The sequence below is a fragment of the Acidovorax sp. FG42 genome, assembly GCF_057809195.1.
In genome coordinates, this window is sequence record NZ_JBMDJM010000001.1 from 542,439 (window position 1) to 562,672 (window position 20,234).

The 20,234-nt window shown below is 65.8% G+C and carries 16 protein-coding genes and 1 pseudogene; 14 read left to right on the top strand and 3 right to left on the bottom strand.

Going from position 1 to position 20,234, the window contains the following annotated elements; translation table 11 throughout:
* Positions 1–18: 18 nt before the first annotated feature.
* The 5 genes from dapB (at position 19) to ACODSM_RS02560 (ending at position 5,323) form a co-directional block, all read left to right on the top strand.
* Positions 19–858 (top strand): 4-hydroxy-tetrahydrodipicolinate reductase, encoded by an 840-nt coding sequence (gene dapB, locus ACODSM_RS02540; RefSeq protein WP_110960895.1) that lies wholly within the window; start codon positions 19–21, stop codon positions 856–858.
* A 13-nt stretch (positions 859–871) separates the two neighbouring features.
* The gene (locus ACODSM_RS02545) at positions 872–1,552 is read left to right on the top strand and encodes a MotA/TolQ/ExbB proton channel family protein (protein ID WP_488804222.1); all 681 of its coding nucleotides are present in this window, start codon (positions 872–874) and stop codon (positions 1,550–1,552) included.
* A 23-nt stretch (positions 1,553–1,575) separates the two neighbouring features.
* Positions 1,576–2,028, top strand: a complete 453-nt coding sequence (locus ACODSM_RS02550) for an ExbD/TolR family protein (RefSeq protein WP_309828311.1) — start codon at positions 1,576–1,578, stop codon at positions 2,026–2,028.
* A gap of 99 nt (positions 2,029–2,127) precedes the next feature.
* Positions 2,128–4,821: a leucine--tRNA ligase gene (gene leuS / locus ACODSM_RS02555; protein ID WP_488804223.1), complete on the top strand. Its 2,694-nt coding sequence runs from the start codon at positions 2,128–2,130 to the stop codon at positions 4,819–4,821.
* A gap of 4 nt (positions 4,822–4,825) precedes the next feature.
* On the top strand, positions 4,826–5,323 hold the full coding sequence (locus tag ACODSM_RS02560) for an LPS-assembly lipoprotein LptE (protein ID WP_015016122.1): 498 nt from the start codon (positions 4,826–4,828) through the stop codon (positions 5,321–5,323).
* Between the two features lie 24 nt (positions 5,324–5,347).
* Here ACODSM_RS02560 and rocF read toward each other — a convergent pair whose 3' ends face one another.
* Positions 5,348–6,325, bottom strand: a complete 978-nt coding sequence (rocF, locus tag ACODSM_RS02565; protein WP_015016121.1) for an arginase — start codon at positions 6,323–6,325, stop codon at positions 5,348–5,350.
* Between the two features lie 188 nt (positions 6,326–6,513).
* Between rocF and holA the strand changes: the two genes are divergently transcribed.
* A complete protein-coding gene (gene holA / locus ACODSM_RS02570) occupies positions 6,514–7,569 on the top strand; it encodes a DNA polymerase III subunit delta (RefSeq protein WP_488804224.1) in 1,056 nt (351 codons plus the stop codon).
* Positions 7,569–8,915: pseudogene (locus ACODSM_RS02575) on the top strand (NAD(P)/FAD-dependent oxidoreductase). Before holA ends, ACODSM_RS02575 begins: the two are co-directional and overlap by 1 nt.
* Positions 8,916–9,321: 406 nt before the next feature.
* Here the strand turns inward: ACODSM_RS02575 and ACODSM_RS02580 are convergent.
* Positions 9,322–9,660, bottom strand: coding sequence for a hypothetical protein (locus ACODSM_RS02580; RefSeq protein ID WP_488804225.1), 339 nt, complete (start codon positions 9,658–9,660; stop codon positions 9,322–9,324).
* A 46-nt stretch (positions 9,661–9,706) separates the two neighbouring features.
* Between ACODSM_RS02580 and ACODSM_RS02585 the strand changes: the two genes are divergently transcribed.
* From ACODSM_RS02585 to gshB, 7 genes are all read left to right on the top strand, one after another.
* On the top strand, positions 9,707–10,987 hold the full coding sequence (locus ACODSM_RS02585; RefSeq protein ID WP_488804226.1) for a glutamate-5-semialdehyde dehydrogenase: 1,281 nt from the start codon (positions 9,707–9,709) through the stop codon (positions 10,985–10,987).
* Positions 10,988–11,047: 60 nt separating this feature from the next.
* Positions 11,048–12,511 (top strand): Trk system potassium transporter TrkA, encoded by a 1,464-nt coding sequence (trkA, locus tag ACODSM_RS02590; RefSeq protein WP_488804227.1) that lies wholly within the window; start codon positions 11,048–11,050, stop codon positions 12,509–12,511.
* Between the two features lie 27 nt (positions 12,512–12,538).
* A complete protein-coding gene (locus ACODSM_RS02595) occupies positions 12,539–14,005 on the top strand; it encodes a TrkH family potassium uptake protein (RefSeq protein WP_488804228.1) in 1,467 nt (488 codons plus the stop codon).
* Positions 14,006–14,101: 96 nt separating this feature from the next.
* Positions 14,102–15,397: a glutamate--cysteine ligase gene (gene gshA / locus ACODSM_RS02600; RefSeq protein WP_015016114.1), complete on the top strand. Its 1,296-nt coding sequence runs from the start codon at positions 14,102–14,104 to the stop codon at positions 15,395–15,397.
* Positions 15,398–15,653: 256 nt separating this feature from the next.
* Positions 15,654–17,522: a potassium transporter Kup gene (locus ACODSM_RS02605; protein WP_488804229.1), complete on the top strand. Its 1,869-nt coding sequence runs from the start codon at positions 15,654–15,656 to the stop codon at positions 17,520–17,522.
* Between the two features lie 167 nt (positions 17,523–17,689).
* The gene (locus tag ACODSM_RS02610; protein WP_488804230.1) at positions 17,690–18,877 is read left to right on the top strand and encodes a benzoate/H(+) symporter BenE family transporter; all 1,188 of its coding nucleotides are present in this window, start codon (positions 17,690–17,692) and stop codon (positions 18,875–18,877) included.
* A 52-nt stretch (positions 18,878–18,929) separates the two neighbouring features.
* On the top strand, positions 18,930–19,886 hold the full coding sequence (gene gshB / locus ACODSM_RS02615; RefSeq protein WP_488804231.1) for a glutathione synthase: 957 nt from the start codon (positions 18,930–18,932) through the stop codon (positions 19,884–19,886).
* Positions 19,887–19,991: 105 nt separating this feature from the next.
* Here gshB and ACODSM_RS02620 read toward each other — a convergent pair.
* The coding region (locus tag ACODSM_RS02620) for a hypothetical protein (protein WP_488804232.1) at positions 19,992–20,234 on the bottom strand (243 nt) is incomplete at its 5' end.

Here is a 20,234-nt window from a genome sequence, read left to right on the forward strand (position 1 = left end):
ATTGAACAGGACTTCTTCATGACCGCGACTTCCTCGCCTGCGGCTCCCGCGGCATCTCCCCTTCGTGTAGCAGTTGCAGGGGCTTCAGGCCGCATGGGCCGCATGTTGATCGAAGCCATCCGCGCCAGCGACGACTGCGTGCTGGCTGGTGCGCTGGACGTGGCCGCCAGCCCCGCGGTCGGCTCTGACGCCACCGCCTTTCTGGGCTATGCCAGCGGCGTGGCCATCACGGCCGATGTGGCGGCAGGCCTCAAGAACGCCGAGGTGCTCATCGACTTCACCCGCCCCGAAGGCACGCTGGCCCACCTGGCCGTGTGCAGCCAGCTGGGCGTGAAGGCCGTCATCGGCACCACCGGCTTCACCGATGCGCAAAAGGCCGAACTCGACGCCTACGCACAGCGCACCGCCATCATGTTCTCGCCCAACATGAGCGTGGGCGTGAACGTCACGCTTAAGCTGCTGCAAATGGCCGCCAAGGCCATGGCCACGGGGTACGACATCGAAATCATCGAAGCCCACCACCGCCACAAGGTCGATGCACCCTCGGGCACTGCGCTCAAGATGGGCGAGGTGATTGCCGAAGCCCTGGGCCGCGACCTCAAGGACTGCGCCGTGTACGCCCGCGAAGGCGTGACGGGCGAGCGCGACCCTTCCAGCATCGGCTTTGCGGCCATCCGGGGCGGCGACATCGTGGGTGACCACACCGTGCTGTTTGCCGGCATCGGCGAGCGCATCGAGATCACGCACAAGTCCTCCAGCCGCGCCACGTATGCGCAGGGCGCCTTGCGCGCCGTGCGTTTCCTGGCGGCCCACAAGACTGGCATGTTCGACATGTTCGACGTGCTGGGCTTGCACTGATCTGCCGACTCCCATGGACGCGCTCCACTGGTGGCGCCAGGGCGATGCTGTCACGCAAAGTGCGGCACTGGTCTTGCTGGCCATGTCGGTGGCGAGCTGGGTGGTCATTGTGTGGAAACTGCGGCTCATGCGGCGTGCCAGTGCCGACGTGGCCCGCTGCACGGCCGCGTTCTGGCAGGCGCCGTCGCTGGCCCTTGCGCAGCAGCGTTTGCAGTCTTTCGACCGGGATGCGCTAGTGCTTCCTTTGGTGGCTGCTGCAAATTTAATAGCAAATCACGACAGCGTTACCCCGCCCACGCTGGCCACGGCCGGCAGCCTGTCACAGCGGCTCACCCGCGTGCTGCGCGATGCCCTGCACGATGTGCTGGGGCGCCTGCAGTTTGGCCAGGTGCTGCTGGCCACGGTGGGCTCCACGGCGCCCTTTGTGGGGTTGCTGGGCACGGTGTGGGGCATCTACCACGCGCTCACCGCCATGGCGGGCGCGGGGCAGATCACCATTGACCGCGTCTCCGGCCCTGTGGGCGAGGCCCTGGTCATGACGGCGGCCGGGCTGGCCGTGGCGATCCCGGCCGTGCTGGCCTACAACGTGTTTGGCCGCCTGCTCGGGCGCATTGAGGCGGATCTGGAAGGGTTTGCGCGCGATCTGCGGGAGCTGGTCATCGACACCTCTGTCCCCGCCGATCCTCGGCCCTGAGCTTCACAAAGCTTGACCGCGCCATGGCCTTCGGAAGACTCGAACGCACCGCCGGGCCTCAGCCCATGAGCGACATCAACATGACGCCGCTGGTGGACGTGATGCTGGTGCTGGTGGTGATCTTCATCCTCACGGCGCCGCTCCTGGCCAGCTCCATCCGGCTGGACCTGCCGCGCACCGAAGGCGCCACGCCCGGCACAGCGCCGCAATTCGTCACCTTGGTGGTCGATGCCTCGGGCCAGGCCTTTCTGGATGACCAACCCCTGTCTCAGGCTGCCCTGGCCGAGCGCCTGCGCCGCATTGGCGCCGAGCGCCCCGACACCGAGGTGCAACTGCGCGCCGACGCTGCCGTGCCCTATGGCCGCGTGGTCGAAGTCATGGGCGCGGCCCACCTGGCCGGGCTGCAGCGCATCGGATTTGTGGCCGAACCTGCGGCGAACCCGGTGTCGCCTGCACCCCTCGCTCCGTCCCGCTGACGCGCCCGGACGGCTGGGCCGCCAGCGCCAGCCCCTGACCGCCTAAAATCCCTGCAGCGCGGCCCTGCGGCTGCACTCTTCTCTCACCCCCGAGCCCCCATGCAAGACAAATACTCTCCCCAAGACGTCGAACGCGCGGCGCACGACCACTGGACCGCCACCGACGCCTACCGCGTGACGGAAGACACGAGCAAGAAGAAGTTTTACGCCTGCTCCATGCTGCCCTACCCCAGCGGCAAGCTGCACATGGGCCACGTGCGCAACTACACCATCAACGACATGCTCACGCGCTATCTGCGCATGAACGGCTACAACGTGTTGATGCCCATGGGCTGGGACGCTTTCGGCCTGCCCGCCGAAAACGCGGCGCTCAAGAACGGTGTGCCCCCGGCCAAGTGGACGTACGAAAACATCGCGTACATGAAAAAGCAGATGCAGGCCATGGGCCTGGCCATCGACTGGAGCCGCGAAGTCGCCACCTGCGACCCCGAGTACTACAAGTGGAACCAATGGCTGTTTTTGAAGATGCTGGAAAAGGGCATCGCCTACCGCAAGACCCAGGTCGTGAACTGGGACCCGGTGGACCAGACCGTGCTGGCCAACGAGCAGGTGATTGACGGCAAGGGCTGGCGCACCGGTGCCGTGGTCGAAAAGCGCGAGATCCCCGGTTACTACCTCAAGATCACCGACTACGCCGAAGAGCTGCTGGGCTTTGTGACCGGCGACCAGCTGCCCGGCTGGCCCGAGCGTGTGAAGCTGATGCAGGAAAACTGGATCGGCAAGAGCGAAGGCGTGCGCTTTGCATTCACGCACGACATCGCCGGCGACGACGGCGCACTGATCGGCGACGGCAAGATGTACGTGTTCACCACGCGCGCGGACACCATCATGGGCGTGACCTTCTGCGCCGTGGCGCCAGAGCACCCTCTGGCCACGCACGCCGCCAAGAGCAACCCGGCCCTCGCTGCATTCATCGAAGAATGCAAGACCGGCGGCACCACCGAGGCCGAGCTGGCCACGCAAGAGAAGAAGGGCGTGCCCACGGGCCTGTTCGTCACCCACCCGCTCACCGACGAAAAGGTGCAGGTCTGGGTCGGCAACTATGTGCTGATGGGCTACGGCGACGGCGCCGTGATGGGCGTGCCAGCCCACGACGAGCGCGACTTTGCGTTTGCCCTCAAGTACGGCATCGAGATCAAGCAGGTGGTGCTGGTGGACGGCGAGACGTTCAACTATCACCAGTGGCAGGACTGGTACGGCGACAAGCAGCGCGGCGTGACCATCAACTCCGACAGCTTCAGTGGCCTCTCGTACAAGGAAGCCGTGAACGCCGTGGCCCATGCGCTGGAGCAAAAGGGCCTGGGCGAGAAGAAGACCACCTGGCGCCTGCGCGACTGGGGTGTGAGCCGCCAGCGCTACTGGGGCACACCGATCCCGATCATCCACTGCGACGAGCACGGCGCCGTGCCGGTGCCGGAAAAAGACCTGCCCGTGGTGCTGCCGCAAGACTGCATTCCCGACGGCTCGGGCAACCCGCTGCACAAGCACGAAGGCTTCCACGCGGGCGTGACCTGCCCCGTGTGTGGCAAGGCTGCCCGCCGCGAGACTGACACCATGGACACGTTCGTGGACAGCTCGTGGTACTTCATGCGGTACTGCGACCCCAAGAATGCGGACGCCATGGTGGCCGGTGGTGCCGACTACTGGATGCCGATGGACCAGTACATCGGTGGTATCGAACACGCCATCCTGCACCTGCTGTACGCCCGCTTCTGGACCAAGGTCATGCGCGACCTGGGCCTGGTCAAGGTCGATGAGCCCTTTACCAAGCTGCTCACGCAGGGCATGGTGCTCAACCACATCTACAGCCGCCGCACTGCCAAGGGCGGCAAGGACTACTTCTGGCCGCACGACGTGGAGCATGTGCTCGATGAAGGCGGCAAGATCATCGGTGCCAAGCTCAAGAACGAAGCCACCAGCGGCGACGGCATGTTGCCCGTGGGCACGCCCATCGACTACGAGGGCGTGGGCACCATGTCCAAGTCCAAGAACAACGGCGTGGACCCGCAGGACCTGATCGAGAAGTACGGCGCCGACACGGCCCGCCTGTACACCATGTTCACCGCCCCGCCCGAAGCCACGCTGGAATGGAACGACGCGGCGGTGGAGGGCAGCTACCGCTTCCTGCGCCGCGTGTGGAACTTCGGTCTCAAGCTCTCGGCCATCGACCGCGACGCCGCCCTGGCCAGCGTGGCTGGTGCCAGCAGCCTGCAGGACGTGCAATTTGGCAAAGAGGCCAAAGCCCTGCGCCTGGAAATCCACAACGTGCTGAAGCAGGTGGATTACGACTACCAGCGCATGCAGTACAACACCGTGGTCTCCGGCGCGATGAAGATGATCAACGCGCTCGAAGATTTCAAGGCCATGGACTCGGCCGGTGCCCAGGTGGCGCTGATCGAAGGCTTTGGCATCCTGCTGCGCTGCCTCTACCCCGCCACGCCCCACATCGCCCACAGCCTGTGGACGGGCCTGGGCTACGCCGGTGCGCTGGGCGACCTGCTCGATGCGCCCTGGCCGCAGGTGGATGCTGGCGCCCTGGTGCAGGACGAGATCGAGCTCATGCTGCAGGTCAACGGCAAGCTGCGTGGCTCCATCCACGTGCCCGCCCAGGCCGACAAGGCCGAGATCGAGCGCATTGCGCTGGCCAGCGAGGCCTTTGTGGCCCAGGCCGCCGGTGCGGCGCCGAAGCGCGTGATCGTGGTGCCGGGCCGTCTGGTGAACGTGGTGGTCTGACCCCATGAACAAACGCACCCTGCTCAGCCTGGCCCCGGTGGCCCTGTTGTCGGCCTGCGGATTCCGGCTGCGTGGCGTGCCGGAGTTCGGGTTTGGTTCGCTCTATATCGTGGCCCCAGCCAGTTCGCCGCTGGCGCGGGAGCTGCAGCGCACGCTCGACGGATCGGGCAGCCAGCTCAAGGTGCTGCGCGACCCGGCCAGCATGCCGACGGCAGAGGCCATCTTCGACCTGCTGCAGGAGCAGCAGGAGCGCGTGGTGGTGGGCCTCAACGCGTCGGGCCAGGTGCGCGAGCTGCAGCTGCGCCTGCGCATCAAGTTCCGCCTGCGCACGCCCACGGGCGTGGAGCTGATCCCGGACACCGAGCTGCTGCAGCAGCGCGACATCAGCTACAACGAAACGATTGCGCTGGCCAAGGAGGCCGAAGAGGCGCTGCTCTACCGCGACATGCGGACCGATCTGGTGCAGCAGCTCATGCGCCGTCTGGCCGCAGCCAAGCGCTAGGAGCGGCTCTGAGCGTCTGCGCGCTCAGGCGCTCAGCGTCGGTCCCTGGCCGTGCGAGGGCACGCGCATCAGCGTGCTCTTGCCAAACAGCGACTCCACCAGGTCCACCGCCAGCACGGCAGTGCGGTTGCGCACATCCAGCGCGGGGTTGAGCTCCACAATGTCCAGCGAGGCCAGGCGCCCGCTGTCGGCAATCATCTCCATGCACAGCTGCGCCTCGCGGTAGGTGGGGCCGCCGGGCACCGTGGTGCCCACGCCGGGCGCAATGTCGGGGTCCAGAAAATCCACATCAAAGCTCACATGCAGGTGGGTGTGGGCGTCCAGCCCGGCCAGCGCCTGCTGCATGGTCTGGCGCATGCCCACCTCGTCGATGTAGCGCATGTCGAACACCTCCAGGCCCTGCTCGTGCACAAAGCGCTTTTCGCCTGCGTCCACACTGCGGATGCCGATCTGCCGGATCTGCGACGGGTGCAGCGCCGGGCCGCCACCCGGCATGCGGGCCAGCCCGGTCAGTGCTTCAGGGCCAAACCCGCACAGGCAGGCCACGGGCATGCCATGCACATTGCCGCTGGGCGTCAGGGCACTGGTATTGAAGTCGGCGTGGGCATCCAGCCATAGCACCCGCAGCTTCTTGCCCACCTCCGCGCAATGGCGGGCCACGGCGCTGATGCTGCCCAGGCCCAGGCAGTGGTCACCCCCCAGCAGAATGGGCAGGTGGCCCAGCTGCAGCTCGGCATACACCGCGTCGAACACGCGCTGGTTCCACTCCACCACCTCGGGCAGGTGGCGGTAGCCGTCCATCGGCGGCTGCCACGGGTTGGCCGGACCGCTCAGGTTGCCCCTGTCAAACACCTGCAGCCCGTGGGACTCCAGCGCTGCCTGCAGGCCTGCCACACGCAAGGCCTCGGGCCCCATGGAGGCGCCACGCGCACCCGCGCCGATGTCGGTAGGGGCGCCGATCAGGCTGGTGGGCTGGGCGCTGCGCAGGGCGGTGGGAGGCATGGCAATCTGACTTTCTGGGGTATGGCAGTGAGCGGGAAGGGCGCGGGCGCCCAGGGGAATTCTCCGGGCTTTGGGCGCCAATGAACAGCGCCGCAGCTGATCGGTTCGTGGCCTCCCTTGTGCACTGTGAGGGCATCCGCTGGCAATTTGCACAATGCCGGGTCTGCCCAGGCGATAAACTTTGCCGCATGCAAGTCGCCCTGGCCCAACTCTCTCAGCATCTTCAACGGGGCCTGTCGCCGCTTTATGTCCTGCATGGCGATGAGCCCTTGCTCCAGCAAGAGGCGGCCGACGCCATCCGCGCCATGGCCCGCACCCAGGGCTACACCGAACGCAGCAGCTACACCGTGGCCGGTGCCCACTTTGACTGGAGCGCCGTACTAGCCGCCGGTGGCTCGCTCAGCCTGTTTGCCGACAAGCAGATCGTCGAGATCCGCATCCCCTCGGGCAAGCCCGGCAAGGATGGCAGCGTGGCGCTGCAGCAGATCGCCGAATCGGCCCGGGGCAACGACAGCACGCTCACCATCGTCATGCTGCCGCGCCTGGACAAAGCCACCAAGACTGGGGCCTGGTTTGCCGCGCTGGAGGGCAACGGCGTCTCCATCCAGATCGACCCCATTGAACGCGGCCAGCTGCCGCAGTGGATTGCCCAGCGCCTGGCCGCGCAGGGCCAGCGCGTGGTGGCGGGCGAGGAGGGTCAGCGCACGCTGCAGTTCTTTGCCGACCGCGTGGAAGGCAACCTGCTGGCCGCGCACCAGGAGATTCAAAAGCTCGCCCTGCTGTACCCGGCGGGAGAGCTGACGCAGGCCCAGGTCGAAGCCGCTGTGCTCAACGTGGCGCGCTACGACGTGTTCAAGCTGTCCGAATCGGTGCTGGCCGGGCAGACGGCCCGCGTGCAGCGCATGCTGGATGGCCTGCAAGCCGAGGGCGAGGCCGAAGTGCTGGTGCACTGGGCTCTGGCTGAAGACATCCGCGCCCTCAAACGCGTGAAAGATGCCATGAACGCCGGCCGCCCCCTGCCCATGGCCCTGCGGGAGAACCGCATCTGGGGCCCCAAGGAGCGGCTGTTTGAACGCATCCTGCCCAAGGCCAGCGACGCCGCCCTGGCGCGCCTGCTGCAGTCGGCCCACACGGTGGACGGCATTGTCAAAGGCCTCAAGCAGCCCGACTGGCCGCAGGACGGCTGGCAGGCCCTGCAGCGTCTGGCGCTGCAACTGTGCCGCCTGACCAGCGCGGCCCGGTGATGGCGGCCGCCGCTGCCCCGCTGCCTTTGCGCCTGCCCCACGACGACGCCACCAACGGCTGGTCCGCCATCCTGCCCCCGCGCACACCACGCGCTGCGCTGCAGGGTGATGTGGCAGCCGACTGGCTGGTGCTGGGCGCGGGCTTTGCAGGCCTGGCCGCCGCACGCCGCCTGGCCGAGCTGCGCCCGCACGCCCACATCGTGGTGGTGGACGCAGGCACCGTGGGCAACAACGCCTTGGGCCGCAACTCGGGCTTTGCCATCGATGTGCCCCACAACATTGGCAGCTCGCTCGAAGAACTGCGCTAGGCCGCGCACTACCAGGCCTTGCTCGCAGCGGGCATGAACGACCTGGAGAGGCTGGTGGCGCAGTACCGCATCGACTGCCAGTGGCGCCGCGCAGGCAAGTACCACTGCGCCGTATCGCCCGCCGCCGAGCGCACGCTGCAGCACCATGTGGATGAGCTGCGCGCCCTGGGGGCGCCGCACGAATTGCTGGACCGCAATGCCCTGGCCGCACGCCTGGGCACCCGCTACTTTGCCGCCGGGCTCTACACGCCGGGCACCGTGCTGCTCAACCCCGCCGCGCTGTGCCGGGGTCTGGCCGATGCGCTGCCCGCCAATGTCACCCTGCACGAGCAAACGCCGGTGCAGCGGCTGGATTTGTCGGGCGGTAAGGTGGTGGCGCACACCCCGGACGGCAGCGTCCGAGCGCCGCAGCTTCTGCTGGCGGCCAATGGCTTTGCGCAGCAGCTGGGCCTGTCTGGCAGTGCCTGGGGCGCAGAGACGTTTCCGCTGGTCACCTTTGGCTCGCTCACGGCGCCGCTCACGCCCAAGCAGCGCAGCCGCCTGGGCGCGCCCGAGGGCTGGGGCGTGACGCCTGCGAGTGCTGTGACCGGGGCCACGCTGCGCTACACGGACGACCACCGCATTCTGATGCGCCAGGGGTTTGAATATGCGCCGCATTTCCGCGTCAGCCCTGCGGTGCGCGAGCGGGTGCGGCGTGAGCATGCGGCCGTGTTTGCCGCGCGTTTTCCGCAGCTGGGCGATGTGGCGCTGGAGCATTTCTGGGAAGGCTCGATTGCCATCACCCGCAATGGCGCGCCGCGCTGGGGGCGGCTGGCGCCGCAGGTGCATGGGGTGGCGGGGTGCAATGGGGCGGGGGTGGTGAAGTTCACGGCGCTGGGGGCGTTGGCGGCGGATTTGGCACTGGGGCAGGACCATCCGTTGCTGGCGCATGCGTTGGCGTTGGGCTGGCCGACGCGCATGCCGCCGCAGCCGTTCATGGGGCTGGGGGTGCGGGCTGATATTGCGCGGGAGAAGTGGTTGGGGCGGGCGGAGGTTTGAGTGTTTCTGGCGTCTAGCGCTTTGTGGACATGCGCTAGTAGCTATGAAATTTGGAGTTAGTGCCTTGGCCTAGTGCAGGAGCCGGGTTATCGTCCCGGCGGGCGACTCACTTTCTTTTGCTTCGCCAAAAGAAAGTAAGCAAAGAAAAGGCGACCCCCAGTCTGCGACCCCCACGCGCTGCGTGGGGGCAAACCTGCAGCGGTGCGGCTGCGGGGTGCGCCGTGGAACTCGCTTTGCGCTGCGCGCGCCGCTCGGACAGCCACGGCGAGCCAGTTCACGAAGCATGGGCGCTTCGACGCCCATGCCACCCCACAGCCGCCCCGCCGCAGGCGCAGCCAGCAGGGGGCCGAACATCCAAACAGCCAACAGCCCTTCGGGCCATCGCTGCGCTCGGCCCTTGGGCGTGTCAGCGGGCGGTCAATGTGCCTTGTGCTTTTTCAGCCCACATCGTCAAGTTCGCCACTAGGTCCTTCTGGCTGAACGAGCAGCTTTCTTCCGAAAACAGCGCGCTCGATTCCAGTCGGTCCAGCAGGTTCAGCAGCACTTCGCTGTAGCGTGGGGGCAGGGCGGCGAGCAGGGTGGTTTGCTGGCGGGTCAGGGTGCTGAGGGTGGCGGCGGTGTGGTCGCCGCGTTCAAAGGCTTGCAGGGCCTGGGTGAAGGTGGTGAGCTGGGTGTGGGCGGTGTCGGTCATGGCGTAGCCGGGCGGATCAATGGTGGGTGACAGGCCCGAGGGTAAAGCAGCCATGGGCCCGCGCCCACCGGGCCGATACCAAGTGCGGCAAAATCGCAGGATGAACGCCCTCAACGTCGCTGAATACACGCACTCTCTCGGTCTCCAGGCAAAAACGGCCTCTGCGCTGATGGCCAAAGCGCCAGCAGCTATCAAAAACAAAGCGCTCAAGGCGCTGTCCCGGTTGCTGCGCGAGAACGTGGCTGCCCTGCAGGTCGACAACGCCAAAGACCTGGAGCGCGCCGTGGCCAATGGGCTGGCGGGCCCGATGGTGGACCGGCTCAAGCTCACCCCCAAGGTGCTGGAGACTTGCGCCGAGGGTTGTGAACAGCTGGCCGCCATGCCCGACATCATTGGCGAGATCCTCGGCATGAAGCAGCAGCCCAGCGGCATTCGCGTGGGCCAGATGCGGGTGCCGATTGGCGTGTTCGGCATGATTTACGAGAGCCGTCCCAACGTGACCATCGAGGCCGCGTCGTTGTCGATCAAGAGCGGCAACGCCTGCATCTTGCGTGGCGGCTCCGAGGCGATTGATTCGAACAAGGCACTGGCCAAGATCGTGCAGCAGGCGCTGGCTGAGGCCGGCCTGCCGCAAGACGCGGTGCAACTGGTGCAGACCACCGATCGCGAGGCCGTGGGCCAGCTCATCACGATGCCGCAGTTTGTGGACGTGATCATCCCGCGCGGCGGCAAGGGCCTGATCGAGCGCATCAGCCGCGATGCCAAGGTGCCCGTGATCAAGCACCTGGACGGCAACTGCCACACCTACGTGGACGACCCCTGCGACATCGCCATGGCCGTGAAGGTGGCCGACAACGCCAAGACCAACAAGTACAGCCCCTGCAACGCGAGCGAAGGCCTGCTGGTGGCGCGCGGCGTGGCGGCAGAGTTCTTGCCTCAGATCGGTGCGGTGTATGCCGCCAAGGGCGTGGAGATGCGGGGTTGCCCTGAGTCGCTGGCGATTTTGAAGTCGGTGCCAGGAGCCCACCTGGTGCCCGCCACCGAGCAGGACTGGAGCGAGGAATACCTGGCCCCCATCATCAGCGTGAAGATTGTGGCGGGGGTGGATGAAGCCATTGCGCACATCAACCGCTACAGCAGCCACCACACCGACGCCATCCTGACGCGCGATCACATGCATGCCCAGCAGTTCCTGCGCGAGGTGGATTCGGCCAGCGTGATGGTGAACGCGAGCACGCGGTTTGCCGACGGCTTCGAGTACGGCCTGGGGGCCGAAATCGGCATCAGCACCGACAAGTTCCACGCGCGCGGCCCGGTGGGCATTGAAGGCCTCACTTCGCTCAAGTACGTGGTGTTGGGTGAGGGCGAGGTGCGGGCCTGATGCGCTCCTGAAACCATAGCTGCTGGCGCATGTTCGACTAGCGCTTGCGGCCAATTTCACATGAAAATCATCATCCTCGGCGCCGGCCGCGTGGGCCAGAGCGTGGCAGACAGTCTGGTGTCCGAGCGCAACGACATCACGGTGATCGACACCGACGCCGCACGGCTGCGCGACCTGGAATCGCGGTTTGACCTGCGCGGGGTGGTGGGCAACGGCATCGAGCCCGCCGTGCTGGCCGAGGCGGGGGCCGAGGACACCGACCTGCTGATCGCCTGCGCCGCGCAGGACGAGACCAACCTGGTGTGCTGCAAGATCGCGCAGCTGCTGTTCAACATCCCCAAGCGCATCGCGCGGGTGCGGTCTACAGGCTTCGAGGCCCATGAACGGCTGGTGGGCCCCGAGGGGTTTGCAGTGGACCGCATCATCTGCCCCGAAGAATCGCTGACCCGCTATATCGGCAAGCTCATCGAGTACCCCGAGGCCATGCAGGTGCGCGAATTTGCCGGGGGCCGCGCCTGCCTGGTGTCGGTGCGGGCGCGTGTGGGGGCGCCGATGGTGGGCCACTCCATCGGCGCGCTGCGCGAGAGTGCGCCGGAGCTGGCGATGCGCATGGTGGCGATCTACCGGCGCTTCCCCGACGAGCCCGACCGCTTCATTGCCTGCGACGGCAAGACCCGCATCGAGCCAGGGGACGAGGTGTTCGTGCTGGCCGCGCACGAGCACATTGCCAACGTGCTGGCCGCCCTGCACCGCCCAGCCTCCCAACAGCCCCAGCCCGTGCGCCGCATCATGATTGCGGGCGGCGGCCGTGTGGGCCTGCGGCTGGCGCGGCAGCTCAGCCAGGCGGGCGGGCGCTTTCACATCAAGATCATTGAGGACCATGCGGACCGCTGCGTGGAGCTGGCGTCGGCCCTGCCGCCCGAGGTGCTGGTGCTGCAGGGTGATACCACCGACGAAGACCTGCTGGGTGACGAAGGCATCGAGGAGGTGGACCTGTTCCTCGCGCTCACCGACGACGATGAGGACAACATCATGTCGTGCCTGCTGGCCAAGCGCATGGGCGCGAGCCGGGTGCTGGCCCTCATCAACCGGCGCAGCTATGCCGACCTGATGCACGGCACGCAGATCGACATTGCCCTGTCGCCCGCGCAGGCCATGCTGGGTGAGCTGCTGGCCTATGTGCGCCAGGGCGACGTGCAGGCTGTGCACAGCCTGCGCCGGGGCGTGGCCGAGGCGCTGGAGATCGTGGCGCGTGGCGACCGCAAAAGCTCGCGCGTGGTCGGCCGCAAGGTCAGCGACCTGCAGCTGCCGCGCGATGTGCACATCGGCCTGATCGTGCGCGGTCTGCCCGACGCGTCGGAAACGGCGGGGGCAGCGGCTGCCGATCTGCGCGAGCCCGAGGTCATCATTCCGCGCAGCGCCACGGTGATCGAGAGCAACGACCATGTGGTGTTTTTCCTGCCCAACAAGCGGCTGGTGCGCGACGTGGAAAAGCTCTTCCGCGTGAGCGCAACTTTTTTCTGACCCGGCACCGAGCTGCGCGAGACCTCCATGACGGACATGTTTCCCGTTCTGCGCGTGCTGGGCATTCTGGTGATGATCTTCTCGCTGTCCATGGGCCTGCCGCTGGCAGTCTCGCTGTGGACGCGCGACGGCGTCTGGTTTGTGTACCCGCTGTCCATGGGCGCCACGATGCTGGCGGGCGCGTGGCTGTGGTGGCGGTTGCGGCTGTTCCGGCAGGAGCTGCAACCGCGCCACGGCGTGATGCTGGTCTCGCTGGTGTGGGCGCTGTTGCCCCTGTCGGCCGCGCTGCCGCTGATGCTGGCCGGGCACCACACCGGGCACCCGCTGTCGTTCACGCATGCCTATTTCGAGGCCGTGTCGGGGCTCACCACCACGGGCTCCACCGTGCTGGCGGGCCTGGATGCGCTGCCAGTGTCGGTGAATGTGTGGCGCACCTTTTTGCAGTGGATGGGCGGCATGGGCATCCTGATCCTGGCCGTGGCTGTGTTGCCGCTGCTGGGCGTGGGCGGCAGCCAGTTGTTCAAGGCCGAGGCGGCGGGGCCGCTGAAGGACACCAAGCTCACGCCGCGCATGACCGGCACGGCCAAGGGGCTGTGGGGGGTGTATGCGCTGTTTTCCACGCTGTGCGGCCTGGCCTACTGGGCGGGGGGCATGGCGCCGCTCGATGCGTTGATGCACATGTTCACCACCGTGAGCCTGGGCGGGCTGTCATCGCACGACCTGAGCTTTGGCTACTTCCAGTCGCCGCTGCTGGAGGCGATCTGCATCTTCTTCATGTTGGTGGCCAGCTGCAATTTTGCGCTGTACTTCGTCGCCATTCGCAAGGGCCAGTGGGGCGGCTTCTGGCGCGACCCAGAGCTGCGCGCCACGCTGGTGACGCTGATTGGCGGCGGTCTGCTGGTGGCGCTGCTGCTGTGGACCAAGGGCGTGTATGGGCCGCTGGACGCGCTGCGCCATGGCATGTTCAACCTGGTGTCGCTGGCCACCACCACCGGCTACGCCACGGTGGACTACCTGGCCTGGCCCGTGTTTGCGCCGGTGTTCATGCTGCTGCTGTCGGGCGTGGCCACCAGTGCGGGCTCGACGGGCGGGGGCATCAAGATGGTCCGGATGCTCATCCTCGTCAAGCAGGCGCGCCGCGAGATGAACCGCCTGGTGCACCCACGCGCGGTGCAGCCGGTGCAACTGGGCGGCGCCGCAGTGGACAACCGGGTGATCTTCTCGGTGCTGGCCTTCATGCTGGTCTATGGCGGCACGGTCTTTGGGCTGAGCATGGTCATGCTGCTGACGGACCTGGACCCGGTGACCGCGTTCTCGGTGGTGTTGGCCAGCGTCAACTGCGCGGGCCCGGGCCTGGGCAGCGTGGGGCCTGCGTCCAACTACGCGGTGCTGACCGATTTCCAGATCTGGGTGTGCACGCTGGCCATGCTGCTGGGGCGGCTGGAGATACTGAGCTTCATGGCCTTGCTGACCCCGGCGTTCTGGCGCCGGTAGGGCGCAGGACCGTGGCATCGCCCAGGGGTGACTTGCGAAAACCCGGCCTGACCCCACATCCTACAATTCACTGCAATCGCTTCCCGAGGGCTTTCCATGGTTCCGCATCTCATCACGGCCCTCACCGGGCCGATCAACGAACTCGAACAGCGCATTCTCGACTCGATGCCCGCCATCGAACGCTGGTTCCGGCTGGAGTGGATGGAGCACACGCCGCCGTTCTATACGTCGGTAGACATCCGCAATGCAGGCTTCAAGCTGGCGCCGGTCGATACCAACCTGTTTCCCGGCGGCTGGAACAACCTGACCAAGGAGATGCTGCCGCTGGCTGTGCAGGCTGCGATGGCCGCCATCGAGAAGATCTGCCCCGAAGCGCGCAACCTGCTGATCATTCCGGAGAACCATACGCGCAACACGTTCTACCTGTCCAACGTGGTGCAGCTGCAGCGCATCTTCAATATGGCGGGCCTGAACGTGCGGGTGGGCTCCATCAGCCCCGAGATCAAGAAGTCCACGCTGATCGAGCTGCCCAACGGCGACACCGTGACCCTGGAGCCCGTGGTGCGCACCAAGCGCCGGCTGGGACTCAAGGACTTTGACCCCTGCACCATCTTGCTGAACAACGACCTGACTGCAGGCGCGCCCGGAATTCTGGAAGACATCCATGAGCAGTACCTGCTGCCCCCGTTGCACGCCGGCTGGAGCGTGCGCAAGAAAAGCACCCACTTCAAGAACTACGAAGAGGTGGCCAAGCGCTTCGGCAAGATGCTGGGTATCGACCCCTGGCTGGTCAACCCCATGTACAGCCAGTGCGGCGAGGTGGACTTTGCCGAAGGCACGGGCATGGACCAGCTGCAGACCAGCGTGGACGCACTCCTGACCAAGGTGCGCCGCAAGTACAAGGAATACGGCATCAATGAAAAGCCCTTCGTGATCGTCAAGGCCAACAACGGCACCTACGGCATGGGCATCATGACCGTGCGCGACGCCAAGGAGCTGGACGCGGTCAACCGCAAGACGCGCAACAAGATGGCCGTGATCAAGGACGGCCAACCCGTGAGCGAGGTCATCATCCAGGAAGGCGTGCTGACGCAGGAGCGCGTGAACGATGCCGTGGCCGAGCCCGTGGTCTATATGATGGACCGCTACGTGGTGGGCGGCTTCTACCGCATGCACGCCGAGCGCGGTGTGGACGAAAACCTCAACGCCCCCGGCGCGAGCTTTGTGCCCCTGGCCTTTGAGCACAGCACCCACATGCCCCAGCCTGGCGTACGCCCGGGTGTGAGCGCACCCAACCGCTTCTATATGTATGGCGTGGTGGCCCGGCTGGCGATGCTGGCGGCCAGCTATGAGCTGGAGGCCACCAACCCGGACGCCGAGGTGTACGACTAAAAGCCAGGGTCTTTGGGGCCCTTTGCGGGCCCGCAGGCATGGGGTTTCAGCGCCTTTGCCGCCCGGGCGGAGGCTGTACGGCAGGCGGGTGGGGAGGACGGCGGCCCCGCATGCCACGCCCGCGCCCGGTTGCCAAGGGCGAGTTGCTGCGTTGCAACATGGGGTTTCGCCTCCAATCGCTTGATCTGGCTCAGGCGCACAATAGCGTTCCCAAAAGTAACGGAACCCCGTCAGGCCGAGCGCCCGGGGGTGGTCAGTGCAAAGCTCCAAGTCATCGCTCGCAGCGCTCACGCTGGGCGCCATCGGTGTTGTGTATGGCGATATCGGCACCAGCGTGCTGTATGCCGTCAAGGAGGTGTTCGGGTCCGGCCATGTGCCTTTCACGCCCACGAACGTCTACGGCATCCTCTCCATCTTTTTCTGGACCCTCACGGTCATTGTCTCCCTGAAATACGTGGTGCTGGTGCTGCGCGCCGACAACCACGGCGAGGGCGGCCTCATCGCCATGCTGGCCCTGGCCTCCCAGGCCGTCAAAGACAAACCCCAGTTGCGCAGTGTGCTCCTGGGCGTGGGCATTTTTGGCACTTCGCTGTTTTATGGCGATGGCGTTATCACCCCGGCCATCTCGGTGCTGTCGGCGGTGGAGGGGCTGGAGGTGGTGTCAGACCACTTCAAGCACTACGTGATCCCGATCACGCTGGTGGTGCTGTTTTGCCTTTTTGCCGTGCAAAAGCGCGGCACAGGCGGCATTGGCAAGTTTTTTGGCCCCATCACGCTGGTGTGGTTCGTCACCATCGCGTTGCTGGGCGTGTCGCACATCGTGGGGCACCCGGAGATCCTGTGGGCGCTGAGCCCTCACCACGCGCTGGGCTTCATGTGGGCCAACCCGGGCACCAGCTTCATCATTCTGGGCGCGGTGGTGCTGTGCGTGACGGGCGCCGAGGCCTTGTATGCCGACCTGGGCCACTTCGGCAAGCGCCCGATCCGCATGGCCTGGTTTGGTGTGGCCATGCCGTCCCTCACCCTCAATTACTTTGGCCAGGGCGCGCTGCTGCTGGCCGAGCCCGAGGCCGTCAAGAACCCGTTCTATCTGATGGCCCCCGACTGGGCGCTGGTGCCTTTGGTGATCCTGGCCACCATGGCCACCGTGATTGCTTCGCAGGCGCTGATCACCGGCGCGTTCAGCGTGACCAAGCAGGTCATCCAGCTCGGCTACCTGCCGCGCCTGAACATCCAGCACACCAGCGTGCGCGATACGGGCCAGATCTACATGCCGCTGGTTAACTGGGGGCTGTTTGTGGCCATCGTGCTGGCGGTGGTGATGTTCCGCTCGTCGAGCAATCTGGCCGCAGCCTACGGCATTGCGGTGACGCTGGACATGCTGATCACCACCACGCTGACCTTCTTCGTCATCCGCTACGGCTGGCGGTATCCGCTGGCGCTGTGCATTGCGGCCACGGGCTGCTTCTTTGTGGTGGACCTGGCGTTCTTTGCCTCCAACCTGCTCAAGCTGTTCCAGGGCGGCTGGTTCCCGTTGATGATCGGCGGCATCGTGTTCTCGCTCATGATGACCTGGAAGGAAGGGCGCCGCCTGCTCAACGACAAGCTGCGCGCCGATGCCATCGACCTCAAGGACTTTCTGGAATCGATCTTCATCAGCCCCCCCACCCGGGTGGATGGCACGGCCGTCTTTCTGACGGCCGAAACCGGCGCGGTGCCCAATGCCTTGCTGCACAACCTCAAGCACAACAAGGTGCTGCACCAGCAGAACCTGTTTGTCACCGTGCACAACCATGAGACACCCTGGATTGGTCTGGATAAGCGGCTGCAGGTCGAGTCGCTGGGGCACGACTGCTGGCAGGTGGTGGTGCACTACGGCTTCAAGAACGACCCCGACCTGCCCCGTGCGCTGGAACTGCTGCGCGGGCGAGGCTGTGAGCTGGAGCCCATGACCACCAGCTATTTCCTGTCGCGCGACACCGTCATCCCCACCATCGGCAGCGGCATGGCGCCCTGGCGCGAAAAGCTGTTCGCCCAGATGCACCACAACGCCAGCGGCGCGGCCGACTTCCTGCACCTGCCCAATAACGCGGTGGTCGAGCTGGGTTCCAAGATCGAGATCTGACCGCAGGGGCTCTCCAGGCCCCCTGCAGGTACTGCGAGGCAGTTTGAGGCGGTTTTTGCTTGGTAGTGCTAGTGCTAATTGCCTGGAATGCTATCAATAATGTAGTGGCCGGTGCGAGCTGCCGGTCTGTCTCATTGCCCGATGCGCGCGGTGACAGAATCGCGCCCATGCAATTTTTCAAAGACCTGAGCCTTTCCACGGCAGTGGCGGGCTTCGTGGCGGTGCTGGTGGGCTTTACCAGCTCGGTGGCCATCGTGTTCCAGGCCGCCCAGGCGTTTGGGGCTACGCCCGCTCAGATCACGTCCTGGATGTGGGCGCTGGGTCTGGGCATGGGGCTGTGTTCGCTGGTGCCCTCTCTGATCCTGCGCCAGCCCGTCATGGTGGCCTGGTCCACACCGGGCGCCGCCGTGCTGGCCACGGCAGGTTTGGCGGGCGGCTTCACCATGGGCGAGGCCATTGGCGCCTTCATGATCAGCGCCTTGCTCATCACCCTGGCGGGCGTCACCGGCTGGTTCAAGCGCGTGATGAACCGCATCCCCATGGAAATCGCCGCTGCCTTGCTGGCTGGCGTGCTGGCCCGCTTCGGCCTGCAGGCGTTTGCGGCAGCCCAGACGGCGTTGCCTTTGGTGCTGCTGATGTTGATGGTCTATCTGGTGAGCCGCCGACTGGCTGCACGGTATGCGGTGGTCATCACCCTCGCAGCGGCCGTGGTGTTTGTGGCCGCCCGCGGGCAGATGGCCTGGTCGGCGGTGCAGCTGGAGTTGGCCCTGCCGGTTTTCACCGCGCCCCAGTTCAGCGTGGCTGCCGCCATTAGCCTGGCGATTCCTTTGTTTGTGGTCACCATGGCCTCCCAAAACCTGCCCGGTGTAGCGGTCATCCGTGCGTCGGGCTACGACCTGCCCATTTCACGGCTCATCACGCTCACGGGTCTGGCCACCCTGGTGCTGGCGCCTTTTGGCGCGTTCGCGCTCAACTTCAGCGCCATCACCGCCGCAATGTGCATGGGCCCCGAGGCGCACGCCGATCGCAACCGGCGCTACACGGCAGCAGTGGCATGCGGCGCCATCTATGTGGCGATCGGCCTGTTTGGTGCGGTCATCACGGGGCTGCTCACCGCCTTTCCCAAGGAGCTGGTCGTGGCCATCGCGGGTTTGGCCTTGCTGGGCACCATCGGCAACGGTCTGGCGGTGGCGCTGCGGGACGAGTCGCGCCGTGAGGCGGCACTCATCACCTTCCTCGTCACCCTCAGCGGCGTGGTCATTGTTGGGGTGGGCTCGGCCTTATGGGGAGTGGTGGCCGGCAGCATTGCGCTATTTGTGCAACAGTACAGGCGTTCGCAGGCCAACGGCGCGTAAGCCGCCTTGGCTGCCTGGGCCCATAGGCTCCTCCCTTTCTTGACCCGACACCATGAAACTGCTCTTCATCGCCGACCCGCTGCAAAGCTTCAAGATCTACAAGGACACCACCTTCGCCATGATGCGCGAGGCACAGCGTCGCGGGCACACCCTCACGGTCTGCGAACCGCAGCACATCACCTGGCAGCGCGGCAGCAAGGTCACCGCGCGGGTGCAGGACATCCGGCTGACAGGAGATGCCACCCACTGGTACGAGGCCCAGTCGCAGCGCAGCGCAGCGTTGGCCGACTTTGACGCGGTGCTCATGCGGAAGGACCCGCCCTTCGACAGCGAGTACTTCTACGCGACGCACTTGCTGGAGCAGGCAGAGCGCGACGGCGCGCATGTGTTCAACAAGCCCAGCGCCCTGCGCGACCACCCTGAAAAGCTGGCCATCATGGAGTTCCCGCAGTTCATCGGGCCCACGCTGGTCACCCGGGATGCGGAAGACATTCGCCGTTTCCATGCGGAGCACCAGGACATCATCCTCAAGCCCCTCGACGGCATGGGCGGCATGGGCATCTTCCGTGTGGGCCCAGATGGCCTCAACCTGGGCAGCATCACCGAAACCCTGAACCGCCACGGCGCACAGAGCGTGATGGTGCAAAAGTTTCTGCCCGAGATCGTTGAGGGCGACAAGCGGGTGCTCATCATTGGCGGCAAGCCGGTGCCGTTCTGCCTGGCGCGCATTCCGCAAGGCAGCGAAGTGCGGGGCAATCTGGCTGCGGGCGGCAAGGGCGTGGCGCGCCCTCTGTCTGCACGGGATCGTGAGATTGGAGAAGCATTGGGGCCGGTGCTGCAATCCCGCGGCTTGCTGCTGGCAGGGGTGGATGTGATCGGCGACTGCGTCACGGAGATCAATGTCACCAGCCCGACCTGCTTCCAGGAGATCTTTGATCAGACAGGCTGCGACGTGGCCTTCCTGTTCATCGATGCGCTGGAGGCGGCTGTGGCGGGTGCGCGCAGCTGATCAGCGGAGCGGGTTTTCGCAAAGTTCTTCGGGTTTTCCCTGCTCTGTGGTGTGAAGCGTGCTATAGTCGAGGGCTTCGCTACTGAGGCCTGAGTGCAAAAGTGTTCAGGTTCTCTGGGTGGTTTGTGGTGGTGCTTCGGTGCTGCTGCAGGTGGCTTTGAGGGATGGCGAAGAAAGTTTGGTTTTGTGTTCTGGGTGGGTTAAAAACCGGTATAGAATACAAGGCTTCACTCGGTAGAGGTGGTTGCTGCAAGTTGCAGAAGTTGCCAAGACGGTGTGAAGAAAAAACAAAGGTTTTGACAGTTCTTCAAAAACTGTGCTAGAATTCAAGGCTTCGCTGATCGCAGC

Coding starts and splice junctions, on each gene's coding strand:
- gshB (WP_488804231.1), top strand. CDS start 18,930: ATGAAACTGCTCTTCATCGCCGACCCGCTGCAAAGCTTCAAGATCTAC.
- ACODSM_RS02550 (WP_309828311.1), top strand. CDS start 1,576: ATGGCCTTCGGAAGACTCGAACGCACCGCCGGGCCTCAGCCCATGAGC.
- holA (WP_488804224.1), top strand. CDS start 6,514: ATGCAAGTCGCCCTGGCCCAACTCTCTCAGCATCTTCAACGGGGCCTG.
- ACODSM_RS02610 (WP_488804230.1), top strand. CDS start 17,690: ATGCAATTTTTCAAAGACCTGAGCCTTTCCACGGCAGTGGCGGGCTTC.
- ACODSM_RS02580 (WP_488804225.1), bottom strand. CDS start 9,660: ATGGCTGCTTTACCCTCGGGCCTGTCACCCACCATTGATCCGCCCGGC.
- leuS (WP_488804223.1), top strand. CDS start 2,128: ATGCAAGACAAATACTCTCCCCAAGACGTCGAACGCGCGGCGCACGAC.
- trkA (WP_488804227.1), top strand. CDS start 11,048: ATGAAAATCATCATCCTCGGCGCCGGCCGCGTGGGCCAGAGCGTGGCA.
- ACODSM_RS02595 (WP_488804228.1), top strand. CDS start 12,539: ATGACGGACATGTTTCCCGTTCTGCGCGTGCTGGGCATTCTGGTGATG.
- ACODSM_RS02545 (WP_488804222.1), top strand. CDS start 872: ATGGACGCGCTCCACTGGTGGCGCCAGGGCGATGCTGTCACGCAAAGT.
- gshA (WP_015016114.1), top strand. CDS start 14,102: ATGGTTCCGCATCTCATCACGGCCCTCACCGGGCCGATCAACGAACTC.
- rocF (WP_015016121.1), bottom strand. CDS start 6,325: ATGCCTCCCACCGCCCTGCGCAGCGCCCAGCCCACCAGCCTGATCGGC.
- ACODSM_RS02585 (WP_488804226.1), top strand. CDS start 9,707: ATGAACGCCCTCAACGTCGCTGAATACACGCACTCTCTCGGTCTCCAG.
- ACODSM_RS02560 (WP_015016122.1), top strand. CDS start 4,826: ATGAACAAACGCACCCTGCTCAGCCTGGCCCCGGTGGCCCTGTTGTCG.
- dapB (WP_110960895.1), top strand. CDS start 19: ATGACCGCGACTTCCTCGCCTGCGGCTCCCGCGGCATCTCCCCTTCGT.